Raw genomic sequence first — 21,799 nt, 5'->3', positions numbered from 1 at the left:
GCGGAGAAACCCATGCTGAAATTTACCCAGGAACACGAGTGGCTGAAGATCGAAGGCGATGTTGCCACCGTCGGGATCACCACGCACGCCGCAGAACAGCTCGGCGATCTGGTCTTTGTTGAACTGCCCGAAGTCGGCGCGACCTTTTCCAAAAATGGCGAAGCCGCAACCGTTGAAAGCGTCAAGGCAGCGTCGGATGTCTATTGTCCGCTGGATGGCGAGATCGTCGAGATCAACCAGGCGATTGTCGACGATCCGTCGCTCGTCAATTCCGACCCGCAGGGTGCCGGCTGGTTCTTCAAGCTGAAGCTTTCCAACACCGCCGATGCCGATGCGCTGCTCGATGAAGCCGCCTATAAGGAGCTGGTCGCGTAATGAACACGCCCACTGAATTTCATTTCACCGACTACCAGCCCTATGACTTCGCCAATCGTCGTCATATCGGCCCGTCGCCGGCTGAAATGGAGGAGATGTTGAAGGTCATCGGCTATAAGAGCCTGGATGCCCTGATCGATGCCACCGTGCCCTCCTCCATCCGTCAGAAAGACCCGCTTGCCTGGGGTGCTGCCTTGACCGAACGCGAGGCACTCGACCGCCTGCGCGAGACAGCCAACAAGAACAAGGTTCTGACCTCGCTGATCGGCCAGGGTTACTATGGCACGATCACGCCGCCGGTCATCCAGCGCAACATTCTGGAAAACCCCGCCTGGTATACGGCCTATACGCCCTATCAGCCGGAAATCTCGCAAGGCCGTCTCGAAGCGCTCCTGAACTTCCAGACGATGATCTCCGACCTGACCGGGCTAGACGTTGCCAACGCCTCGCTTCTCGATGAAGCAACGGCTGCTGCCGAGGCCATGTCCATGTGCCAACGCGTGGCAAAGTCCAAGGCAACCGCCTTCTTCGTCGATGCCAACTGCCACCCGCAGACCATCGCATTGATCGAAACGCGTGCTGCGCCACTCGGCTGGAAAGTCGTGATCGGCAATCCGTTTACGGATCTCGATCCGGTGGATGTCTTCGGCGCGATCTTCCAGTATCCCGGCACGCACGGTCATGTCAGTGATTTCTCCGGTCTCATTTCGCGGCTGCATCAGACGGGTGCTATCGCAGCTGTTGCCTGCGATCTGCTGGCGCTGACGCTGCTCAAATCTCCCGGTGAGATGGGCGCGGATATCGCCATCGGCTCTTCGCAGCGCTTTGGCGTTCCGGTCGGTTACGGTGGCCCGCACGCTGCCTTCATGGCGGTCAAGGATGCGCATAAGCGCTCCATGCCGGGCCGTCTGGTTGGCGTGTCGGTCGATGCACGCGGCAACCGCGCCTATCGCCTGTCGCTGCAAACCCGCGAGCAGCATATTCGCCGCGAGAAGGCCACCTCGAACATCTGCACTGCCCAGGTTCTGCTGGCCGTCATGGCATCCATGTATGGCGTCTTCCACGGCCCGCAGGGCATCAAGGCCATCGCCCAGCAGACCCACCAGAAGGCGGTGCTGATGGCGAAGGGCTTGGAGAAGCTTGGCTACAAGATTGAGCCGGAAACCTTCTTCGATACGATCACCGTCCATGTCGGCCACATGCAGGCGCTGATCCTGCGTGCCGCAGTTGCCGAAGGGGTCAACCTTCGCAAGATCGGCTCCACCAAGATCGGCATGAGCCTTGACGAACGCACCCGCCCGGCAACGCTGGAAGCCGTCTGGCGCGCCTTTGGCGGCAACTTCTCGATCGCCGACTTTGATCCGGAATATCGACTGCCAAAAGATCTATTGCGTACAAGTGCTTACATGACGCATCCGATCTTCCACATGAACCGCGCCGAAAGCGAAATGACGCGTTACATCCGTCGTCTTTCGGATCGCGATCTGGCACTCGACCGAGCAATGATCCCGCTCGGCTCCTGCACCATGAAGCTCAACGCGACAGCGGAAATGCTGCCGATCACCTGGCCTGAATTCTCCGACATCCATCCTTTCGTCCCTGCCGATCAGGCGCTGGGCTATAAGGAGATGATCGACGACCTTTCCGCCAAGCTTTGCGCTGTCACTGGTTACGATGCCTTCTCCATGCAGCCGAATTCCGGCGCGCAGGGTGAGTATGCGGGTCTGCTGACGATCCGCAACTACCATCTCGCCCGTGGCGATGCGCACCGCGATGTCTGCCTGATCCCAACCTCCGCGCACGGCACCAACCCTGCCTCCGCGCAAATGGTTGGCATGAAGGTGGTCCCCGTCAAGGCAAAGGAAAACGGCGATATCGATATCGACGATTTCCGTGCAAAAGCAGAGCAGTATGCGGAAAACCTCTCGTGCTGCATGATCACCTATCCGTCGACCCACGGCGTCTTTGAAGAAACGGTTCGCGAGATCTGCGATATCGTCCACGCCCATGGCGGCCAGGTCTATCTGGACGGTGCTAACATGAACGCGATGGTTGGACTGTCGCGACCTGGCGATATCGGCTCCGACGTCAGCCACCTCAACCTGCACAAGACCTTCTGCATTCCGCATGGCGGCGGTGGTCCTGGCATGGGGCCGATCGGCGTCAAGGCGCATCTTGCTCCTTACCTCCCCGGGCATCCTGCAAGCGACGGTCGCTCTGGTGCCGTCTCGGCCGCCCCGTTCGGCTCTCCATCCATCCTGCCGATCTCCTGGAGTTACTGCCTGATGATGGGCGGCGAAGGGCTGACGCAGGCGACCAAGGTTGCGATCCTCAACGCCAACTACATCGCCGCGCGATTGAAGGGCGCTTACGACGTGCTCTACAAGTCCGAGGCTGGCCGCGTGGCGCATGAGTGCATCATCGACACACGCCCTCTGAACGACATCTGCGGCGTGACCGTGGATGACGTGGCCAAGCGTCTGATCGACTGCGGCTTCCACGCCCCGACCATGAGCTGGCCGGTCGCTGGAACCTTGATGATCGAGCCGACGGAATCTGAAACGAAGGCCGAAATCGACCGCTTCTGCGACGCGATGCTGACCATCCGTCAGGAGGCCCGCGACATCGAGGAAGGCCGTGCGGACAAGCTCAACAACCCGTTGAAGAATGCCCCGCACACCGTCGAAGACCTCGTCGGCGAATGGGATCGTCCCTACAGCCGCGAACAGGGTTGCTTCCCGCCGGGCTCCTTCCGCGTGGACAAGTACTGGTCCCCGGTCAACCGCATCGACAATGTCTATGGTGACCGCAACCTCATCTGCACCTGCCCGCCCATGAGCGAGTATCAGGAAGCGGCGGAGTAAGGCCAAATAGCGAAGCCCGGAGCGATCCGGGCTTCTTTCGTTTTGTTCGGTCCCGATTCACGATTTGATAGCCGTCGTTATAAGATGTCCAATAGACCACTGTGCGAACAGGGCTGCACGCCGTATAAAAGCAATCGACATCTGTTCTTTTAAAAATTTTGGCTATGCTCTCTCCTATCGCCACATCGCTTAGCATCGTTTCTGTCAGCCTGTTCTTCGGCATGGCGCTGCTTTCGGCATGGCGGCGTTTCGGGGTCCAGTTCTATGCCGTCTTCTGGGCGCTCTCCTTCATCCTATCGGCAGCCGGGCATGGCGTCCGGGTCCTTGGCGTTATCTGGCCTGAGTATCAGAGCGCGATGGCAATGCTCGCTTGTCAGGCTTCGATCGGCAGTTTCGCGCTGCTGGCAATTGGTTTCCGCTCCCGCGCCAATCTCGACCATCGTTTGATCTCTGTTTTCTGGGCATTGTCCGCTGTTGCCATCCTGGTGTTTTGGAGCGCGCAGCCTTTCGATTGGCGGATGGCATCGCGGGTTACGACGTCAGCGGCCGATGCTCTCTTCGTTGGAATGATCGTCTTTCTCCCTAGGCACGCCAAAGGCGTGTCGCCATCGATACGTATAGCCTTGGCACTCTTTGGGCTTTACATTCTCTCCGTCGGTATTGCGGCGTGGATGGTCCGGCCTGGTGGGGAGATAAACGAGGCGTCCTTCATTATTCTCCTGTCGCTCGGCACGCCAACGGGCATGATGGCGACTGGAATCTTGACGCTCTTCATCCTGGCCGCGGATCTTGCCGCAGAGTTGCAGAAGAAGGCGCAATATGACTACCTGTCGACCCTGCTGAACCGCCGAGGTTTTGAGGAGAGGCTTGCTGCCCAGCGCGTGGCGGCGAAAGAAGCTGGCTTTATTGTCGCGACCGATCTTGATCGCTTCAAGTCCATCAATGACAGCCTGGGTCATGCAACGGGAGATGAGGTCATTCGTCGCTTTGCTCGCCATCTGCAAGACGCCGCGGGTCCTCGGGACTTGGTTGGAAGAATGGGTGGCGAGGAATTCGCCTTCTTCATCGCATCCAGCGACGGGCGAAACGTGCTGGAGCGCGTAGAGCGTCTGCGCACCAGCGTACCCGCCCTCTACCCCGACATTGATCTAAGGGCGCCTGTGACCGCAAGCTTTGGCGTCGTGCGGCTAAAGCCGGAGGAAAGCTTTCAGCAGGCCTATGCGCGTGCGGACGCTGCTCTCTACGCCTCAAAGAATGCAGGCAGAAATACCACCGTGGCAGATCTCGGCGAAGCTGCCTGAGACGCTGGCTATACGGCGGTGCCTTCGGACCACGTGTTATCGCGTGAGCCTGATATCCGCGGTAACGACGCTCGGTCCGTTGGCTCCGTCCCTGTCCGTCGTGCGCAGCCTCAAGCCATCGCGTCCAAGCTTGCTGATGGTCATTCCGGCCACGCGATCGCCATTGATGTCACGGTTCCAGCGGACTGTCAGATTGATGTCTTCGCCTTTGCGGCTGCCGCTGAGTGCAGATGGCAGCCCTGATGGGCCAACATAGTTTCCACTGTATCTCGTGCCTCTTGCCGTCAAGTCTGCGGAGATTGATCGGCGCACGACCACGAAGCCACGGCAGGTGCCATTCATCTGCAACGAAGGTCCTGACGCCGTCGTCTGGAAGGTGCAGTTGACATTGACGGGGCGAGAGCCGATGCGTGTGGTCACTGTGCCGCTGCCTTTCCAGCTTCCACCAAGCGAGGACAGAAAGGCAGTTTCATCCGCTGCTGCGGGCGTAGACATCATTGCGCCTAAGGCGAAAAGGCAGGCTGTCTTCAGTTTCATGGTGATCGCTCCCTATCAAGAAACGCGAACGGCGAAGACATCCGTAGAGTTCCTAATTTAGATCGTTATGATCCATAGCAACCAATAACGTTTTCGTGCGTTTGTCGCTCGCTTCACCCCCTATTCGGAAACACGCCGATGACAATCCTCACCTCTTCTTCCGCTGGCCGAGGCGCTCTGAGCAGGCCGAGCGGCATCAGCGATCGCACTCTTTTTGCCCTCGCCGTCTTGAACTTCTTCCTGGCAGACGCACGTGATGGGCTCGGTCCGTTTCTCGACGCGTTTCTGGCCACCAACGGCTGGTCGCCCATGCAATTGGGCATCATCGCGACTGTCGGCGGCCTTGTTGGCCTAGCGGCAACACCCCTTTGCGGCGCATTGGTGGATGGGACGACGTGGAAGCGGGCGCTGATTGCCGGGCCGGTCATTCTCGTGACTGCCGGTGCGCTTCTGACCTTGATCTTCCCCACAGAGACCATTGTCTGGGGTGGTCAGATCATGACGGCGGTTGTCGGCGCAACCGTCGGTCCGGCGTTGGCTGGTTTGACGCTCGGTCTCGTTGGAGAAAAGCTGTTTTCCAAACAAATCTCACGCAACGAGTTTTGGAACCATGGCGGCAATTTTGCTTCGCTATTTGCCACATATGTTGCCGTTTCCTATTTCGGAATTTCTGGCGTCATAGGCCTGATGATCATCACCGCCATCGGAACACTGATTGCAATCACCGCAATTGATCCTGACCAGATCGATCACAAGGTGGCGCGTGGTCTGGGCCATGATGAAGGCGAGCCCGGGCCATCAGGCTTTGGGGTGTTGTGGCACGAGCGAGGCCTGATCCTGCTTGCCATTATTCTGCTGATATTCCATTTCGGCAATGCGCCAATGGGCCGACTGATTGCCCAGGATTTTGCCGTTGAGCTCAACTCGCCTTTCAAGACGACGGCGATTATTACGGGTGTGGCGCAGTTCGCCATGATCTTCGTGGCAGCACTTGCACCTTGGCTCATCCGCCGCTTCGGCCTGTCAGCAGTTTTTCTGATTGCGCTCGCCGCTCTGCCAGTGCGTGGGCTGCTCGCTGCGTCCTTCGAACAGTTCTGGGTCGTCTATCCGGTGCAGTTACTCGACGGCATTGGAGCCGGTCTTCTCGGCATTGCGACACCTGTTGCTGTGGAGCGGATTTTAAAGGGCACGGGCCGCTTCAATGTGGGTCTTGCAAGCGTGATGACCGTTCAGGGCATTGGTGCATCGCTGAGCAACGGCGTTGCCGGGTGGCTCACCACGGAGGGTGGCTTTGCGCTTTCGCATCTGGTGGGCGGTGGTGTCGCAGCGATTGCGATCCTGCTCTTTATTCTCTTCCGGCGAGACATCGTTCCAAAGGATGAGCCTGAGACAGAGTAAACCAAGGCATTGCTGAAAACAAAAAAGGAGGCTCGTGGCCTCCTTTTCCTTTTGATATTATAATGACATCAGCCGACGAATGCGCGCTCGATGACGAATTCAGCGGGCTTGTTATTGGCGCCTTCAGTTAGACCGGCCTTCTCCAGCAGTTCCTTGGTGTCTTTCAGCATCGCTGAAGAGCCGCAGATCATTCCACGGTCAATCGCAGGATCGAGAGCTGGAACACCGAGGTCGGCAAACATCTTGCCGTTTGCGATCAGATCGGTGATGCGGCCCTTGAAGGGATATTCCTCACGCGTCACTGTTGCATAATGCTTGAGCTTGTCGCCGGCGATCTCACTCAGGAACTCGTGATTCTTGATCTCTTCCACGAGGTCGAAGCCGTATTTCAGTTCGGCGACATCGCGGCAAGTGTGAGTAAGGATCACTTCCTCGAACTTCTCATACGTCTCCGGATCTCGGATGAGGCTTGCAAAAGGTGCAATGCCCGTGCCGGTCGAAAACATATAGAGGCGCTTGCCGGGGGTCAGCGCGTCGAGCACCAGCGTCCCTGTCGGCTTCTTGCGCATCAGCACGGTATCGCCTGGCTTGATTGCCTGCAGATGGGAGGTCAGGGGACCATCCGGCACCTTGATGGAGAAGAACTCAAGCTCTTCATCCCAGGCTGGGCTGGCGATCGAGTAAGCGCGATAAATCGGCTTGTCACCGACCATAAGGCCGATCATGGCGAATTCGCCGGATCGGAAGCGGAAGCCAGCCGGGCGCGTCATGCGGAATCGGAAAAGATGATCGGTATAATGCTCAACCGAAAGAACCGTTTCGGCATAGACGCCGTCAGGGATCTTGACCGCAAATTCTTCCGTTTTGGCTGGAGCGTTCATTTTCTTTCCGTCCATTTTACAAAAAAGCCAGACATTCTCGATGCGGGGAATACACTATCCGCACCGCCTTTTGAAGGTACAGGAATGTCATTAGAGCTATGCAGGTAAAAATATGTATCTCTAACTCATATTTACGAGCAATGGCTCATACTGCCGCACGCCTGCGCCAGCTATAGGTTTCACCTTCGGCTGCCGGTGTTGCCGTCGGCTGGTAGTAGACATTGATGCCAGGCAGCCGGTTTTCCGACAAGCGGCGGATCGCCGTCTCATTGGTAACGGCGAAGCTGGTAAACCCGGTTCTGAGCATCAATGGCACCTGGTCGATCAAAACGTCACCGACGGCTCGCAACTCGCCCTGATAATTCAGCCGCGTGCGCAGCAGCGAAGCATGGCTGAATCCGCGTCCGTCATTGAAGGCTGGGAAGCTGACAGCGACAAGCGCGATACGATCAATGAAGGGCGCAAGCCTCGTCACGTCGTCGGCCGGCGTAATGAGCACGCCGAGACCGACATCGTTGCTTTCAGCGGCTCTCGTCAGAAAGATTTCCAACGGCAGGACCGTATTCTGCCCCTCGCCCGCCTTGACCTCTTCGGTCTCGATGACCCAGGGATCGTTTTCGACGAAGCCGTGTTCGTTCCAGATTTTGGTCATGTCATAATCCTCAGGCAGCTGCTGCAGCTGCGGGATAAAGGGCATCCTTGAATGGCTGCGGTCCAACCCGGCGATAGGCCTCAAGGAAGGTTTCTTCCTTCGACAGGCGCAGACCGAGATAGGTATCGACAATCGTCTCCACCGCGTCCGTTACCTTCTCCGGCTCGAAGCCACGACCGATGATTTCACCGATCGACGAATTCTCATCGCCCGAACCACCCAGCGTGATCTGATAGAGTTCGGCACCCTTCTTCTCGACGCCGAGCAGCCCAATATGGCCGACATGGTGGTGACCGCAGGCATTGATGCAGCCAGAGATCTTGATCTTCAGCTCACCGATTTCAGCCTGGCGCTCAGGCGCGCCAAAACGTCGGGAGATTTCCTGCGAGACCGGAATCGAGCGCGCATTGGCAAGCGCGCAGTAGTCCAGCCCGGGACAGGCAATGATATCGGTAATGAGACCCGCATTGGCGGTTGCTAGGCCCGCGCCCTGGAGCGCCCGGTAGACCGGTTCCAGATCGGCAAGTGCCACATGCGGCAGGATGATATTCTGCTCATGGCTGATGCGGATCTCATCGAAGGCATATTCTGCGGCAATATCCGCGACAACATCCATCTGCTCGTCGGATGCGTCGCCCGGAATGCCGCCGATCGGCTTCAGCGAGATCGTCACCATGCCATAATCGGGATGCTTGTGCGGTTGAACGTTCTGATCCACCCAGCGCGCGAAATCTGAATCCGCCTTCTTCCAGCGAGCGAGGCTCTCCCAGCTTTCGGGACGGTCCTTCAACTGCGGCGGCGCGAAGTAGGTGGTGATCGCGGCAATATCCGCGTCGGGAAGTTTCAGTTCGCCGTTCTTCAGGTGAACGAATTCTGCCTCGACCTGACGCGCCAGTTCTTCCGCACCTGTCTCATGCACGAGGATCTTGATGCGCGCCTTGTATTTGTTGTCACGCCGTCCATGCAGATTATACACGCGCATGATGGCGGTGGTGTAGGACAGCAGGTCCTCTTCAGGCAGGAAATCGCGAATCTTTTTGGCGATCATAGGCGTTCTGCCCTGCCCGCCGCCGACATAAACGGCAAAGCCGATTTCGCCCTCATCGTTCTTCTTCAGGTGCAGACCGATATCGTGAACCTGAATGGCAGCGCGATCACGCTCCGCACCTGTCACGGCGATCTTGAACTTGCGCGGCAGGAAGGAGAATTCCGGATGGACGGACGACCATTGGCGCAGGATCTCCGCATAGGGGCGCGGATCGGCCACCTCGTCTGCCGCAGCACCCGCAAAGTGGTCTGCGGTGACGTTGCGAATGCAGTTGCCTGAGGTCTGCAGCGCGTGCATTTCCACGCTTGCCAACTCGTCCAGAATAGCAGGCGTATCGGCAAGACGCGGCCAGTTATACTGAATGTTCTGCCGCGTGGTGAAGTGGCCATATCCACGATCATACTTGCGGGCGATATGCGCCAGCATACGCATCTGCTTGGAGTTCAGCGTTCCATAGGGGATCGCGACGCGCAGCATGTAGGCATGCAGCTGAAGGTAGACGCCATTCATCAGGCGCAGGGGCTTGAACGCATCTTCGGCAAGTTCGCCGGACAGGCGGCGTTCCACCTGATCGCGAAACTGCTCCACGCGACCCTTTACGAAAGCGTGGTCGAACTCGTCATAACGGTACATGATCTTCCTCAGACTGCGATAAATGCTGCGTCAGCGGGCTTGTAGCCCGTGGCATATTCGATTGTCGGGCCAGCCGCACGAATGCGTTCGCGAAGACGCGTCGGCCACAGACGACCGTTTTCCTCGGCAACCTCGATGATGTTGACGTCTACAACCTTGTTGGCAGAGAAATCACGCTTACCGATCTCTTCCAGCGACGCGACCGCTTCCTCGTGACGCGCAACGAGAGCGGACTGCAGATCCTCGTTCCATTCGCCGTTGGCATCCAGCCATACAGCGATGCCATCGGTCAGACGATTGGCGGTGAGTACCTTATCAACCATTTGCATACTCCTGTCCGGCATTTGCGCCAAGCGGCGAGACCGCCAGCGCTTCGGACCTTTCAAAATTCGAACCCGCAACCGCGTCGCCGATGATCACCATGACTGGGCCAGTCAACTCATCGCGATGCTCTAAGTAGGGCAAATCCTTCAATGTGCCGTGCATCAGGCGACGATAGCTGCGGCTGGCGTTTTCGATAACCGCCACTGTCGTATCCGCATTCAGTCCCGCACTCATCAGCCGCGTCGCCACAGAGGCGGCAACGCTGCGCCCCATATAGACGGCAATTGTTGCCCCTGAGACGGCGAGACGCGCCCAGTCCGGCAAGATATCGCCCGCGAGATCGTGACCTGTGGTAAAGATCAGCGACGATGCCACGCCGCGCAGCGTGAGCGGAAGTTCGAAGTCGGCGGCGGCGGCGAAGGCCGAGGTAATGCCCGGTACGATCTCATATCCAATACCAGCTTCGCGCAGTGCTGCCATCTCTTCAGCCGCGCGGCCATAGACCAGCGGATCGCCGGACTTCAGCCGGACGACGCGTTTCCCTTCCTGGCCGAGCGACACCAACAGCTTATTTATGTCCTCCTGCGACTTGGAGTGACAGCCCTTGCGCTTGCCGACCGACAGACGCTCCGCGTCCCGGCGGCCCATATTGACGATCTCTTGAGGCACCAGCGCGTCATAGACAATCACATCCGCCTGCATCAGGACGCGCTGCGCACGCAGTGTCAAAAGATCTTCAGCACCGGGACCTGCGCCCACCAGCCACACGTAGCCTTCGGGGCTTTCAGGTGACAAAAGAAGCTTCTCTGCTGCTGCGTGAGCGGCATCGACATCGTTCTGGGCGACAGCATCTGCCACGCTTCCAGAGAAGAAGCGACGCCAGAAGTTGCGACGGAGAGCGCCCTTCGGAATGCTTGCTTCCGCAGCATCGCGATATTCCACCGCGAGCCGGGCAAGACGACCAAGTGACGGCGCCAACATCTGGTCAATACGCGCACGAACGATCTGGCCAAGCACCGGACCGGCGCCTTCCGTGCAGATCGCAACCGCGAGAGGCGCACGAGACACAAGACCTGGCGTATAGAAATCGCAATAGCCCGGCTGGTCGACGGCATTGGCAGGAATGGCCTTTGCGCGTGCCGCATCCACGATCTGACGATCAAGTGCTTCATCGCCGGTCGCGGCGAAGACAAGCGTCATGCCATCCACCTGATCTGGGGTGAAGGACTGTGCAACGACCTTGATATGTTCCCTCTCGAGAAAGGCAGCGTAGTCGGACTGCGGATCATCCGAGAATGCGACGATCAGCGCATTTGTATTTGAAAGAAGCCGCGCCTTCGCATAAGCCTCATCGCCGTTCCCGAAGACAGCAACGTACTTGCCCTCTACCTTGAAGAAGGCGGGGAATGTCATCAGGCGGTCTTGGGTGCGGGAAGCAGTTGTCTCAAACATGGTCGCAATATCGCCGATCGAGTAAAAAGGTTGAAGGCACGAAAATTCCTACATCATAATGCCGTAGATTATTATTTCTCGGCAAGCGGCCTTTTTGAGGAAAAGCAACCGTAGCGACCAAGCCGCCACACCCCATCTAAAGGATGGTATTTCTATCAATATTCTATATTTCTCTGCTATTTCTGGCGGAAGCAAATCGGAAACTTCACTACCACAGAAAAAGGGTACGTATCTTGACAGAGCAATCTTTGGCCTCACGCCTCCTCGACGTGATCGAACATGACATTCTGCCACTTACCAGCCGCGGCGTCGCGCTCGGCAACAAGGTCTTCGGCGCGGCCATTCTGCGCAAGTCCGATCTGTCGCTGGTGATTGCCGAAACCAACAATGAGCTTGAGAACCCTTTGTGGCATGGTGAGGTCCACACCCTGAAACATTTCTACGAACTGGGCGAAAAGCCTGACACGAAAGACCTGATCTTCCTTTCCACCCATGAACCCTGCACCATGTGCATGTCGGCGATCACCTGGGCAGGCTTTGACAATTTCTACTCCTTTTTCAGCCATGAAGATTCGCGGGACGCTTTCGCCATTCCGCATGACCTCAAGATTCTCAAGGAGGTTTTCGGTTTGGAGCCAGGCGGCTATCGGCGGAGCAATGCTTTCTGGAACTCCTACTTCATTGCCGATCTGGTGGAAGCAGAGGAAAACCCGTTGAAACTGAAGTTGCAAGAGCAGACGGCACGGATCAAAACGGTCTATAACAACCTCTCCAATAGCTATCAGTCGTCCAAATCCGACAACAACATCCCCCTGAACTGACAGTCCAGAAAGCAGCACCATGGAAGCCTCGAAAGATATCTCCCGTCTCATCGAGATCATGGAGGCGTTGCGCCAGCCGGAAACAGGGTGCCCTTGGGATACCATCCAGACATTTGAGACGATCAAGCCGTACACGATCGAAGAAGCCTATGAAGTGGCGGATGCGATCGAGCGCAGCGACATGGACGATCTTTGCGAAGAACTCGGGGACCTGTTGCTGCAGGTGGTTTTTCATTCGCGTATTGCCGAGGAGATGGGAGCGTTCTCCTTCGGCGATGTCATTCATGCCGTGACGTCAAAGATGATCCGCAGGCACCCGCATGTCTTTGCAGTCTCAGAGGCGGACACGCCGGAATCCGTCAAGCTGCAATGGGATCAAATCAAGGCGGCCGAGAAGCGTGAGCGCTTGGAACGACGTGCACTGCGCGGCATCAGCGAGGACCCGAAGGCCGGATTTTTGGGCTCGATCCAGCGCAGCCAGCCAGCGCTGACCGAGGCTTTGAAGCTTCAGGAACAGGCCGCGCGCGTCGGTTTTGACTGGTCCGCAGCAGAGCCGATCCTCGACAAGATCGAGGAAGAAATCGGGGAACTCAGGGAGGCGCTTGCTGAAGGCAAGGCCGAGAGCATCAGCGACGAGTTGGGCGATCTGATCTTCGCCATGGTCAATATCGGCCGCCATGTCAAAGTCGACGCTGAAAATGCGCTGCGCGGCACGAACACCAAATTTCGCCGCCGGTTTCGCCACATTGAGACGTCGCTCGCCGCCTCCGGGGAAACGCTTGAGGCTGCCAGCCTCGAGAGGATGGAGGAGTTGTGGCAGGCTGCCAAGGCAATCGAGCGACAGCTTGGATGATCGGAAGACTGCCGCGCCATTCGCGTGCGTTTCGATAGCTTCAGACTTGCTCCGCGCGCCCTAAGCTCTTGTTCCTTCGAATATCTTTGCCTCTGGGCCGCAAGACTTGCTTCAGGTGTAGTTGCTTCGCTGCTGCACCTGCCCATCGACGAAGTCTTCAGCACGATACAGCGTCAAACGGTCACGGCCGGATGCTTTCGACGCATAAAGCGCCATATCCGCCTTCTTTATAAGCGACATCGCGGTGCTGGTCTTCTCGTCGCAGACAGCAATACCCATACTCAAGGTCGCGACCACGGTTTGATCATCCATGCGGTGTGTAATCGAACTGACGACATTCTGCAGCGTACCGGCAAAAGCAACCGCCTCGTCCTTGCCGATATTTGGCTGATATAGGATGAACTCCTCTCCACCAAAGCGGGCGAAGCTATCCACTGAACGGATACGGGTGAAGAGTTCTCGTGCCACGCGTGCCAGTATCTCATCCCCAGCGAGATGGCCGAAATTGTCATTGATGCGCTTGAAGTGGTCGATGTCGATCATAACGATCGCATCGCCGTATCGAACAGTTTCGGGAAGCCTGGAACTGAAGGAGTGCCGGTTCGGCACACCCGTCAACACGTCGAGCCCGACCAAGCCCCTCAACCGCTCTTCGGTCCGTTCCTTGACGAGTGCCATGACGAAAAACGCAATCGCAAAATGACAGATGATGGAGGCAAAAAATGCGTTTCGCGCGATGTTGATCGCCGTCAACGGAAAAGCCACCCCGACTGCGACAAGCAGTGTGAGAACAGCTGCGATGATGATCGACACCGCTAAGGGCTTTCTGACCGGGAGCGGCTCCGTGACATTGTCGGCGCGAACCGTCAGCGCAGACGCGAAAAGCAGTGATGCGGCCGTGGTCTGGAAGGCAATTGTTCGGCTATGGGGTGAGTTATAGAGGCCGGTGGCAATCAGCACCAGGCAGACCACCACTGGAAGGGTCAATACGAGCCATTCGCGATTTCCCTTTCTCTGCCTGCTGATGCGGCACATCCCAAGCCAAAAGACCGCATATCCCACGAGGCCGGCAAACATCCCCGCCATGGCGAAAAGATATTCACGCCCTGGCAGGAAAAATCCAACTCCAACGAGGATCGAAGCCATGGCGACAAGGAAGAAACCGATCGCCAAAAGCCCCAGGCCCACACTTTCCCGTGACTGAGAACGAACGTAAATGAAGCAAAGACCGGCGACGACAAATGAAAGCTTATGAAGAATAAGAACAGTTGGAAGATCTAATTCTGGCAACATCAATATCGGCTCACATCATATCCGCTACACGACTATCACCTAATGAGCGCCCCCAACTTTGACATTTTTCAAAATAGGGTGGGACGGAAGACATGGATGATATGCGATGCTGCTTATGAAGCGTGCTGCGATCTTTCATATACTCGTCCACGCTTCAAGTTTTTGTTTCACCCCGCGTCATATTGCAAAACCGCAAAGCGCCTTACGCGACGTATTGCAGCGGGGATATCGCTCACCGCTCCCAGTCTTCCGCCGGTGGCTTAGTGCCCAGTCCGAGCTTCCGCTCCAGCGCTGCCCCCTGCTCTCCCGAGAGGCGAATGTCGAGCGCCACCGAACCGTCTTCTCTGTCCTCGCGTCCATCGACGATGGCGTTGTCATAAACCCAGGACAGTAGCGGCAATTGATCGATGCTCAAAACGATCGTGGTTTCCGTCAGAACGCCCGACAGGCGAATCGAGATATCGTCCATCAGCGCATCGACACCCTCGCCTGTCAGTGCGGAGACGGCACGGACATTGGCCCGGCCCTCTGCTTTCTGCATGATGGCGTCATGGGCTTCCGGCTCCAGCCGGTCCACCTTGTTCCAGACCTCGATGATCCGCTCCTCGGCGACCTTTTCGTCGATGCCGAGATCGCCAAGAATGCGCATGACGTCACCGGCCTGTGCCGCATTGTCGGGATCCGACATATCGCGCACGTGCAGAACCAGATCTGCTTCCAGCACCTCTTCCAGGGTTGCGCGGAAGGCGGCAACCAAGTGGGTCGGCAGGTCGGAGATGAAACCGACCGTATCGGACAGGATGACGGTTCGTCCATGCGGCAGCTTCATACGGCGAAGCGTGGGATCGAGCGTGGCAAACAGCATGTCTTCCGCCAGGACGCCCGCGCCCGTGATACGATTGAACAGCGTCGATTTTCCGGCGTTGGTATATCCGACCAGCGCCACGATCGGATGCGGCACCTTGCGACGCTTGGCGCGATGCAATTGGCGGGTCCGCACCACCTGCTCCAGCTCCCGCTCGAGACGCACGATGCGCTCTTGAAGAAGACGTCTATCCGCTTCGATCTGCGTTTCACCCGGACCACCCATGAAGCCCGCGCCACCGCGCTGACGCTCAAGGTGGGTCCAGCTTCTGACAAGGCGGCCCTTCTGGTAATTGAGGTGGGCAAGATCGACCTGCAGTGTGCCTTCCTTTGTCGAGGCGCGGCGGCCGAAAATCTCAAGGATGAGACCCGTCCGGTCGATCACCTTGGAGTTCCACTGCTTTTCAAGATTGCGTTGCTGAACCGGCGTCAACGGGTGATCGACAATCACCAGACCTGCATCCGTTTCATCGAGCAGATGACCGATCTCTTCGATCTTACCGGTGCCGAACAATGTCGCAGGGCGCGGCTGGCTGACGGGGACGATCAGCCCTTGTGTGACGGTGAGGTCAATGGCGAGTGCCAGACCTTTGGCTTCTTCGAGCTTCGCCTCCATCGACCGCAGGGGTGCCGTCGCGGTCGCCTCGCGATGGTCACGCTGCTGCTTCAGCTGCGGGACGAGGACGACCGCGCGCATGTCGTCGCGGCGCTTTTCAAGCTCAGGGATGATGGATTCATTCGACGTATCGCGTGTAGAAATGTGCTGGCCCTTTCAGTTGCTGGTGCCAGTTTAAAATATAGGCAGCTACACGACAAAAACAACGGAGCTCGATCGTGAGTTCCGTTGTCCATCGCTGCAGGACGAGAGATCGGTTACGTCTTAGAAACGAAGAATCAGGCCGCGCCTTCTTCGGTCTCGAACATCTGCATGGGCTGGCCCGGCATGATGGTGGAGATCGCATGCTTGTAGACGAGCTGCGAATGTCCATCGCGGCGCAGGAGCACGCAGAAGTTGTCGAAAGACGTAACAACACCTGTCAGCTTGACGCCGTTGATGAGGAAAATCGTCAACGAAATCTTCTGCTTACGAACGGTGTTGAGGAAAAGGTCTTGCAGGTTTTGAGAACGTTCCGCCATAGCGCCGCTTCTTTCTTTTTTGCCCGGATGGGAGACCGGGAAATCAAACAATCAATAATGCTATCCCGCTGGCCGTGCCCCCTGCCATTGGGTGAAACTCTGGTATCAAATCACGCTCTGTTCCGCAATGTCGAAAAACTCACTCCATTTTTTGCCAGCTTGCCAAGATGGTACGTTTCTCGATAAATTAGAAATATTGCAGCGACACCCTGAAGAGCTGCTCCACATCGCGCACAGAATCTGCGGATGCAAAGAGAATGACACGGTCCTTCGCTTTGATCTTCATGTTGCCATCTGGCCGCAAAACCGTCTTGTCACGATAAACTGCCCCGATGCGGATACCTTCAGGAAGATCGATCTCGCGAAGCGCCTGGCCGACGAGCGGAGACGTCTCCAGAGCTTCGGCCTCGATGATCTCACCGTTACCGCGCTGCACCGCATAGACGGAGCGAATGCGGCCCTTGCGCACATGCTGCAACACCCGTGAAATCGTCACAGCCCGGGGGTTGATGTAGGCGTCCAGCGCCAGGGACTTGGCTGCATCGTGGAAGGAGGTGGCATTCAGCAAAGCAAGGTTCGATTTGCAGCCCATCTGCTTTGCCATGACTGCGCCCAGAATATTGGTCTGGTCGTTGTTGGTCAGCGTAACGATCAGGTCGGCATCCTGAATATCGGCCTGGTGAAGGATTTTCTGGTCAAGGACCGAGCCATGCAGCACGATCGTCGAGTTGAGATTTTCAGAAGCTGCGATCGCCTTGTCGCGATCGAACTCGATGATCTTGACCCGAGTCTTCGGTTGCAGTTCCTCGATGGAACGCGCAACATATTGGCCGATATTGCCACCGCCGGCGATGACGATCCTGCTTGCCTCTTTCTCCACATGACCGAACAGCCCGAGTGTGCGGCGGGCGTGCTGGCGTTGGCAGATGACATAGGCAAGGTCGCCGGTGCGCAATTGTTCGGAGGAGTCGACCGACTTCAAGTGACCGTTGCGGAACACACCAACGACAGTTGCAATCAGATCGGGGAAGAGTTGGCTCAACTGCTGCAGCGGCGTGTTGACGACCGGGCAATCCTCCATGCACTCGATTGCCAGCATATAGACATTGTCATCGGCAAAGCGGACCACGTCGGTGGCGCCTGGAAAAGCAATGCGTCGGAGGACCATCTTACCGACTTCGATCTCCGGAGAGATCGTCACATCGATGGACATGTTTTCGCGGCTGAAGAGGTCGCCATATTCAGGAGCCAGATAGCTCTGATCGCGGATGCGGGCAATCTTGGTGGGCACACTGAAGAGAGCGTGCGCGACCTCGCAGGCGACGATGTTGATCTCGTCATAGAGGGTGACGGCAATAATCATGTCGGCCTGATCGGCCCCAGCTTTCGCCAACACATCCGGATGCGAGCCATGGCCGACATAGCCACGAACATCGAGCGTCTCAGTGATCGCGGAGATAAGGGCAGCGGAGGTATCGATCACCGAAACCTCATTGTCCTCACGCGACAGCTGTTCGGCGATGCCGTAACCCACCTGCCCCGCGCCGCAAATAATGACCTTCATGCACCGCCCTCTCCGAGCTTATTCATAAAACCCGTTGAGCGCATAACTGTCAGACGCCGAGCGACTTGAGCTTACGGTGCAGGGCCGAGCGCTCCATGCCGACAAACTCCGCCGTGCGGGAAATGTTGCCGCCGAATCGGTTGATCTGTGCCACAAGATAATCACGCTCGAACATTTCGCGCGCCTCGCGGAGCGGAAGGGTCATGATGTGCTGATCACCCTGTGCGGCAATCTTCGGCAGCATGTCGCCAATATCGGACGGCAGCATGTCCGCAGTAATCGACGTGTCGCCACCTTCTGGACGGGCAAGAATCATCAGGCGTTCGATGTTGTTGCGAAGCTGTCGGATGTTGCCCGGCCAATCATGCGTCTGCAGAACGGCCATGGCGTCGTCGCCGATCTTGCGCGGACGAATGCCTGCCTGTTCCGAAATCTGGCGGATGAACATGTCCACCAAAAACGGAATATCCTCACGGCGCTCGGACAGAGCCGGAACCTTGACCGGGACAACGGCGAGACGGTGATAGAGATCCTCGCGAAAAAGTCCCTCGGAGATCAGGTTCTCGAGATTGAGTGCGGTCGAGGAAATAATGCGAACATCGACCTTGACCCGCTTGCCGCCGCCGACGCGCTCGAACTGCTGATCGACCAGCACGCGCAGGATCTTGTTCTGCGTCTCGCGCGGCATTTCGCCGACTTCATCGAGATAGAGAACGCCGCGATGCGCCTCTTCCAGCGCACCGACTTTGCGTGGCTGTCCAGGCAGTCCTTCTGTGCCGAAAAGCGCGATCTCCATGCGCTCCGGCGTGATTGTGGCCGCATTCAGCGCCACAAAGGGTCCCGTCGCCCGCGACGACTTCTTGTGGATCATGCGCGCCACAAGCTCTTTGCCGGAGCCGGAGGGGCCGAGGATCATGATGCGGCTGTTGGTGGGCGCGACGCGATCGATCGTCTGGCGCAGCTGCGAAACGGCCAGAGACGCCCCGACCAGTTCAACGGCGTCGCCAGTCCGCTTTTTTAGCTCCTGAACCTCGCGCTTCAGCTTGGAGTTTTCCAGCGCGCGTTCGGCAATCAGAATCAGACGGTCAGCCTTGAACGGCTTCTCGATGAAGTCGAAAGCACCACGCTTGATCGCATTGACCGCCGTCTCGATGTTACCGTGACCGGAAATCATCACCACAGGCAAGTCGGGGTGGCGGTTTTTGATTTCATCGAGAAGCGCCAGACCATCCAGCTTGCTTCCCTGCATCCAGATATCAAGAAAGATCAATCGCGGAACGCGTTCGGAAATGGCAGCCAGCGCGCTGTCGCTATCATGCGCCATGCGGGTTTCGTGACCTTCATCAGACAGAATGCCCGCAACGATCTCACGGATGTCGGCCTCGTCGTCGACGACCAGAATATCAGATGCCATATGCAACTTCCTTGTCAGTTTCGCTGCCAACCGCTTCGACACGCGGGAGCAGCACCCTGATCATGGCACCGTGGCCATGATCGAAATCGGCGGGCGCATCATGCAACTCAAGATGACCGCCGTGTTCTTCAATGATCTTCTTGACGATGGCGAGACCAAGTCCTGTGCCTTTGTCGCGCATCGTCATATAAGGTTCGAGGATACGGTGACGGTTCTCGACCGGCAGGCCCCTGCCATTATCGATGACGTCGACCACGAACCTGTTGTTTGCTTCGTCAAAATCCGCACGAACCAGGATGCGGCCATCACGCTTTTCAGCAGAATCGACGGACTCGATCGCCTCGGTCGCATTCTTGATGAGATTGCCAAACGCCTGACCGAGCATGCGGGAGTCGAACATGCCTTCCAGAGGCTTGTCACCCAGTGCAGTTTCGAAACTCACGTGGCTCGCACCCATTTCTCTGAGGAAGGTCGCATCCTTGAGGACGCTGCGCAGATCGGAGCGCTCCTTGGTCGGCTTCGGCATGCGGGCGAAGGCGGAAAACTCATCCACCATACGGCCAATATCGCCAACCTGACGAACGATGGTGTCAGTACACTGATCGAAGACCGCGCGGTCGCTGTCGTCGATCTGCTTGCCAAAGCGGCGCTTGATGCGCTCCGCAGAGAGCTGGATCGGCGTCAACGGGTTCTTGATCTCGTGCGCAATACGTCGTGCCACATCCGACCAGGCGGTCGAGCGCTGAGCGATGACGAGATCGGTGATGTCGTCGAGAGTTATGACATGGGACTCGCGGCCATCGCGGGCGTCTTCGCGGGTCACCTGAACGCTCAAGGTGCGTTCCTTACCGCGGCGCATGATGTTGATCTGCTGACGAAAATCCGCGCGACCGGATGCCGATGCTTCCGCAAGCACATGCTCAATCTCTGGTGCAGCAACAGAGAGCGGTGCCCCCACAAGCTCGGAGGAAGGAAGAGCGAGAAACTCTTCCGCTGACGGATTGACGATGGTGATCACCCGGTTCTCGTCGACGCCGATCACAGCTGCCGTCACACCGGAGAGCACCGCTTCGATGAAGCGACGGCGATCATCGATATCGTCCTTCGCCTCGATGATCTCTTCCTGCTGGCTGCGGATTTCGGAAATCATCTTGTTGAAGGTTCGCGACAGGCGGCCAACGTCGCCGTCGATGGCGCGCACCGGCACCAGCACATGCAGGTTGCCGGTTGCTACACTGTCAGCGGCGCTGATGAGCAGACGGATTGGGCGAACGATACGGTCGGCGACCGCGATTGCCGTCCAGATCGCAGCGAGAAGCACGATCAGCGCAAAGCCGAGATAGAGAATGGCAAAAGCGATCTGCAACGGCGCGCGGCCGGATTCCATCGCTTTGTATTCCGCGCGGTTCTCTTCCATCAGCCGCATAGCCGACATGACCTTGGGATCGACGGCGCGCACCGTGTAGAGGAAGGTTCCGCCAATCCCCTCAAGCTTGATGATGGCACCAACGAGATTGGTAACGCCTGGCGGAATAAGCGTTGGCTGGCCAGCCGCGGCCTTTTCCAACGCATCCGCAGGGATTGCCGGCAGAGGGCGTTCAGTGGTGATATCGGCCTGCACGACGGCATCGCCATCCGCCTGAACCAGAAACGCGCCGAGCATGCCGCGGCCTTTTGCCTGGCGAGTCATCAGATCGACGAAGCCGGTGCGGTCGAGATAGAAAAGTGCGCGGTTGCGGTCGAGATCGGTCGCCATGGAGAGCGTCTGGCCCTGAAGATAACCGGCATTTTCCAGCATATAGGCCTGGGCGATATTGCTGGAGGAATCGACGATTGCCTGGGTGCGCAGCGCAAACCAGCGATCGAGCCCCACATTCAGAGTCAGACTGGCGAAGATCGCCACGAGAACGGCTGGCGTAATGGCGACGATGGAGAACAGCACGACGATGCGCACATGCAGGCGCGCCGCAGCCCTACCCTTACGGCGCGCTTTCAAGAGCCGGCTGATTTCGCGGCCGATGAGATACATCAGGCCAATGACGAAGATGGAATTGATGACGACCGAGGCGATGACGACATTCGAGGTCGGCGCGATCGGTGTCAGTCCGAGCAGCACGATGAGCGTGACGATGGCACAGATCAGCGCTACGCCAGCGAGAACAAGACCCGGTAGCGCAAACGACATCCGTCGGTCGGCTATCACCATGCCCGCCGCTTGGTCGTCGGCTCTTCCTTCGGCGACAGGTTTACGCATTGATCATCAATCCCAAGCCGCCGAGATCAGCAGCAACGCCACAGCCCGACATCAGTTTTCGCTAGAGAGCGAATCTGTGATGTCACAGTGTTTTTCAAGCAACAGTTTGTGGCGAAAATGCAACGACGATCGTC

The 21,799-nt window shown here is 57.6% G+C and carries 18 protein-coding genes; 6 read left to right on the top strand and 12 right to left on the bottom strand.

All coding sequences use genetic code 11. From position 1 onward, the window contains the following. Positions 1 to 12: 12 nt before the first annotated feature. The 3 genes from gcvH to QE435_RS20845 all read left to right on the top strand — a co-directional run bounded on the left by gcvH (position 13) and on the right by QE435_RS20845 (position 4,540). Positions 13 to 375 (top strand): glycine cleavage system protein GcvH, encoded by a 363-nt coding sequence (gene gcvH, locus QE435_RS20855; protein WP_112952526.1) that lies wholly within the window; start codon positions 13 to 15, stop codon positions 373 to 375. Beyond that, positions 375 to 3,239: an aminomethyl-transferring glycine dehydrogenase gene (gcvP, locus tag QE435_RS20850; protein WP_349042529.1), complete on the top strand. Its 2,865-nt coding sequence runs from the start codon at positions 375 to 377 to the stop codon at positions 3,237 to 3,239. Before gcvH ends, gcvP begins: the two co-directional genes overlap by 1 nt. Positions 3,240 to 3,403: 164 nt before the next feature. Next, complete coding sequence (locus tag QE435_RS20845; RefSeq protein WP_349042528.1) at positions 3,404 to 4,540, top strand: GGDEF domain-containing protein; 1,137 nt, start codon at positions 3,404 to 3,406, stop codon at positions 4,538 to 4,540. A gap of 36 nt (positions 4,541 to 4,576) precedes the next feature. Here QE435_RS20845 and QE435_RS20840 read toward each other — a convergent pair whose 3' ends face one another. Next, on the bottom strand, positions 4,577 to 5,077 hold the full coding sequence (locus QE435_RS20840) for a hypothetical protein (RefSeq protein ID WP_349042527.1): 501 nt from the start codon (positions 5,075 to 5,077) through the stop codon (positions 4,577 to 4,579). Between the two features lie 138 nt (positions 5,078 to 5,215). Between QE435_RS20840 and QE435_RS20835 the strand changes: the two genes are divergently transcribed. Further along, positions 5,216 to 6,475, top strand: a complete 1,260-nt coding sequence (locus tag QE435_RS20835; RefSeq protein WP_349042526.1) for an MFS transporter — start codon at positions 5,216 to 5,218, stop codon at positions 6,473 to 6,475. Between the two features lie 68 nt (positions 6,476 to 6,543). Here QE435_RS20835 and QE435_RS20830 read toward each other — a convergent pair whose 3' ends face one another. From QE435_RS20830 to cysG, 5 genes are all read right to left on the bottom strand, one after another. Further along, complete coding sequence (locus QE435_RS20830) at positions 6,544 to 7,356, bottom strand: ferredoxin--NADP reductase (protein WP_062425338.1); 813 nt, start codon at positions 7,354 to 7,356, stop codon at positions 6,544 to 6,546. Between the two features lie 145 nt (positions 7,357 to 7,501). Continuing rightward, positions 7,502 to 8,008 carry a DUF934 domain-containing protein gene (locus QE435_RS20825; protein ID WP_349042525.1) on the bottom strand — a complete coding sequence of 169 codons (507 nt, stop codon included), beginning with the start codon at positions 8,006 to 8,008 and terminating at the stop codon, positions 7,502 to 7,504. 10 nt (positions 8,009 to 8,018) lie between these two features. Further along, on the bottom strand, positions 8,019 to 9,689 hold the full coding sequence (locus tag QE435_RS20820; RefSeq protein WP_349042524.1) for a nitrite/sulfite reductase: 1,671 nt from the start codon (positions 9,687 to 9,689) through the stop codon (positions 8,019 to 8,021). 8 nt (positions 9,690 to 9,697) lie between these two features. After that, on the bottom strand, positions 9,698 to 10,012 hold the full coding sequence (locus tag QE435_RS20815; protein WP_349042523.1) for a DUF2849 domain-containing protein: 315 nt from the start codon (positions 10,010 to 10,012) through the stop codon (positions 9,698 to 9,700). Then, entirely contained in the window at positions 10,005 to 11,465 is a 1,461-nt protein-coding gene (gene cysG / locus QE435_RS20810; protein WP_349042522.1) for a siroheme synthase CysG, read from the bottom strand. The genes QE435_RS20815 and cysG overlap by 8 nt, the downstream gene beginning before the upstream one ends. A gap of 233 nt (positions 11,466 to 11,698) precedes the next feature. Between cysG and QE435_RS20805 the strand changes: the two genes are divergently transcribed. After that, positions 11,699 to 12,286, top strand: coding sequence for a nucleoside deaminase (locus QE435_RS20805; RefSeq protein ID WP_309771036.1), 588 nt, complete (start codon positions 11,699 to 11,701; stop codon positions 12,284 to 12,286). Between the two features lie 19 nt (positions 12,287 to 12,305). After that, positions 12,306 to 13,139: a nucleoside triphosphate pyrophosphohydrolase gene (gene mazG / locus QE435_RS20800; RefSeq protein ID WP_349042521.1), complete on the top strand. Its 834-nt coding sequence runs from the start codon at positions 12,306 to 12,308 to the stop codon at positions 13,137 to 13,139. Between the two features lie 111 nt (positions 13,140 to 13,250). Here the strand turns inward: mazG and QE435_RS20795 are convergent, their stop codons facing one another. The 6 genes from QE435_RS20795 to QE435_RS20770 form a co-directional block, all read right to left on the bottom strand. Continuing rightward, on the bottom strand, positions 13,251 to 14,327 hold the full coding sequence (locus tag QE435_RS20795; protein ID WP_349042520.1) for a GGDEF domain-containing protein: 1,077 nt from the start codon (positions 14,325 to 14,327) through the stop codon (positions 13,251 to 13,253). A gap of 337 nt (positions 14,328 to 14,664) precedes the next feature. After that, positions 14,665 to 15,993 (bottom strand): GTPase HflX, encoded by a 1,329-nt coding sequence (gene hflX, locus QE435_RS20790; RefSeq protein WP_349042519.1) that lies wholly within the window; start codon positions 15,991 to 15,993, stop codon positions 14,665 to 14,667. A gap of 197 nt (positions 15,994 to 16,190) precedes the next feature. Continuing rightward, positions 16,191 to 16,433 carry an RNA chaperone Hfq gene (hfq, locus tag QE435_RS20785; protein WP_027673217.1) on the bottom strand — a complete coding sequence of 81 codons (243 nt, stop codon included), beginning with the start codon at positions 16,431 to 16,433 and terminating at the stop codon, positions 16,191 to 16,193. Between the two features lie 187 nt (positions 16,434 to 16,620). Then, entirely contained in the window at positions 16,621 to 17,997 is a 1,377-nt protein-coding gene (gene trkA / locus QE435_RS20780) for a Trk system potassium transporter TrkA (protein ID WP_306932799.1), read from the bottom strand. Positions 17,998 to 18,046: 49 nt separating this feature from the next. Further along, a complete protein-coding gene (locus QE435_RS20775; protein WP_306932797.1) occupies positions 18,047 to 19,411 on the bottom strand; it encodes a sigma-54 dependent transcriptional regulator in 1,365 nt (454 codons plus the stop codon). Then, a complete protein-coding gene (locus tag QE435_RS20770) occupies positions 19,401 to 21,665 on the bottom strand; it encodes a PAS domain-containing sensor histidine kinase (protein ID WP_349042518.1) in 2,265 nt (754 codons plus the stop codon). The genes QE435_RS20775 and QE435_RS20770 overlap by 11 nt, the downstream gene beginning before the upstream one ends. Between the last annotated feature and the right edge of the window lie 134 nt (positions 21,666 to 21,799).

This window comes from Agrobacterium sp. SORGH_AS 787 (assembly GCF_030819035.1).
Taxonomy (GTDB): domain Bacteria; phylum Pseudomonadota; class Alphaproteobacteria; order Rhizobiales; family Rhizobiaceae; genus Agrobacterium; species Agrobacterium larrymoorei_B.
The sequence above is the reverse complement of the archived record's forward strand: the minus strand, read 5'-3'. Positions and strand labels throughout refer to the sequence as shown.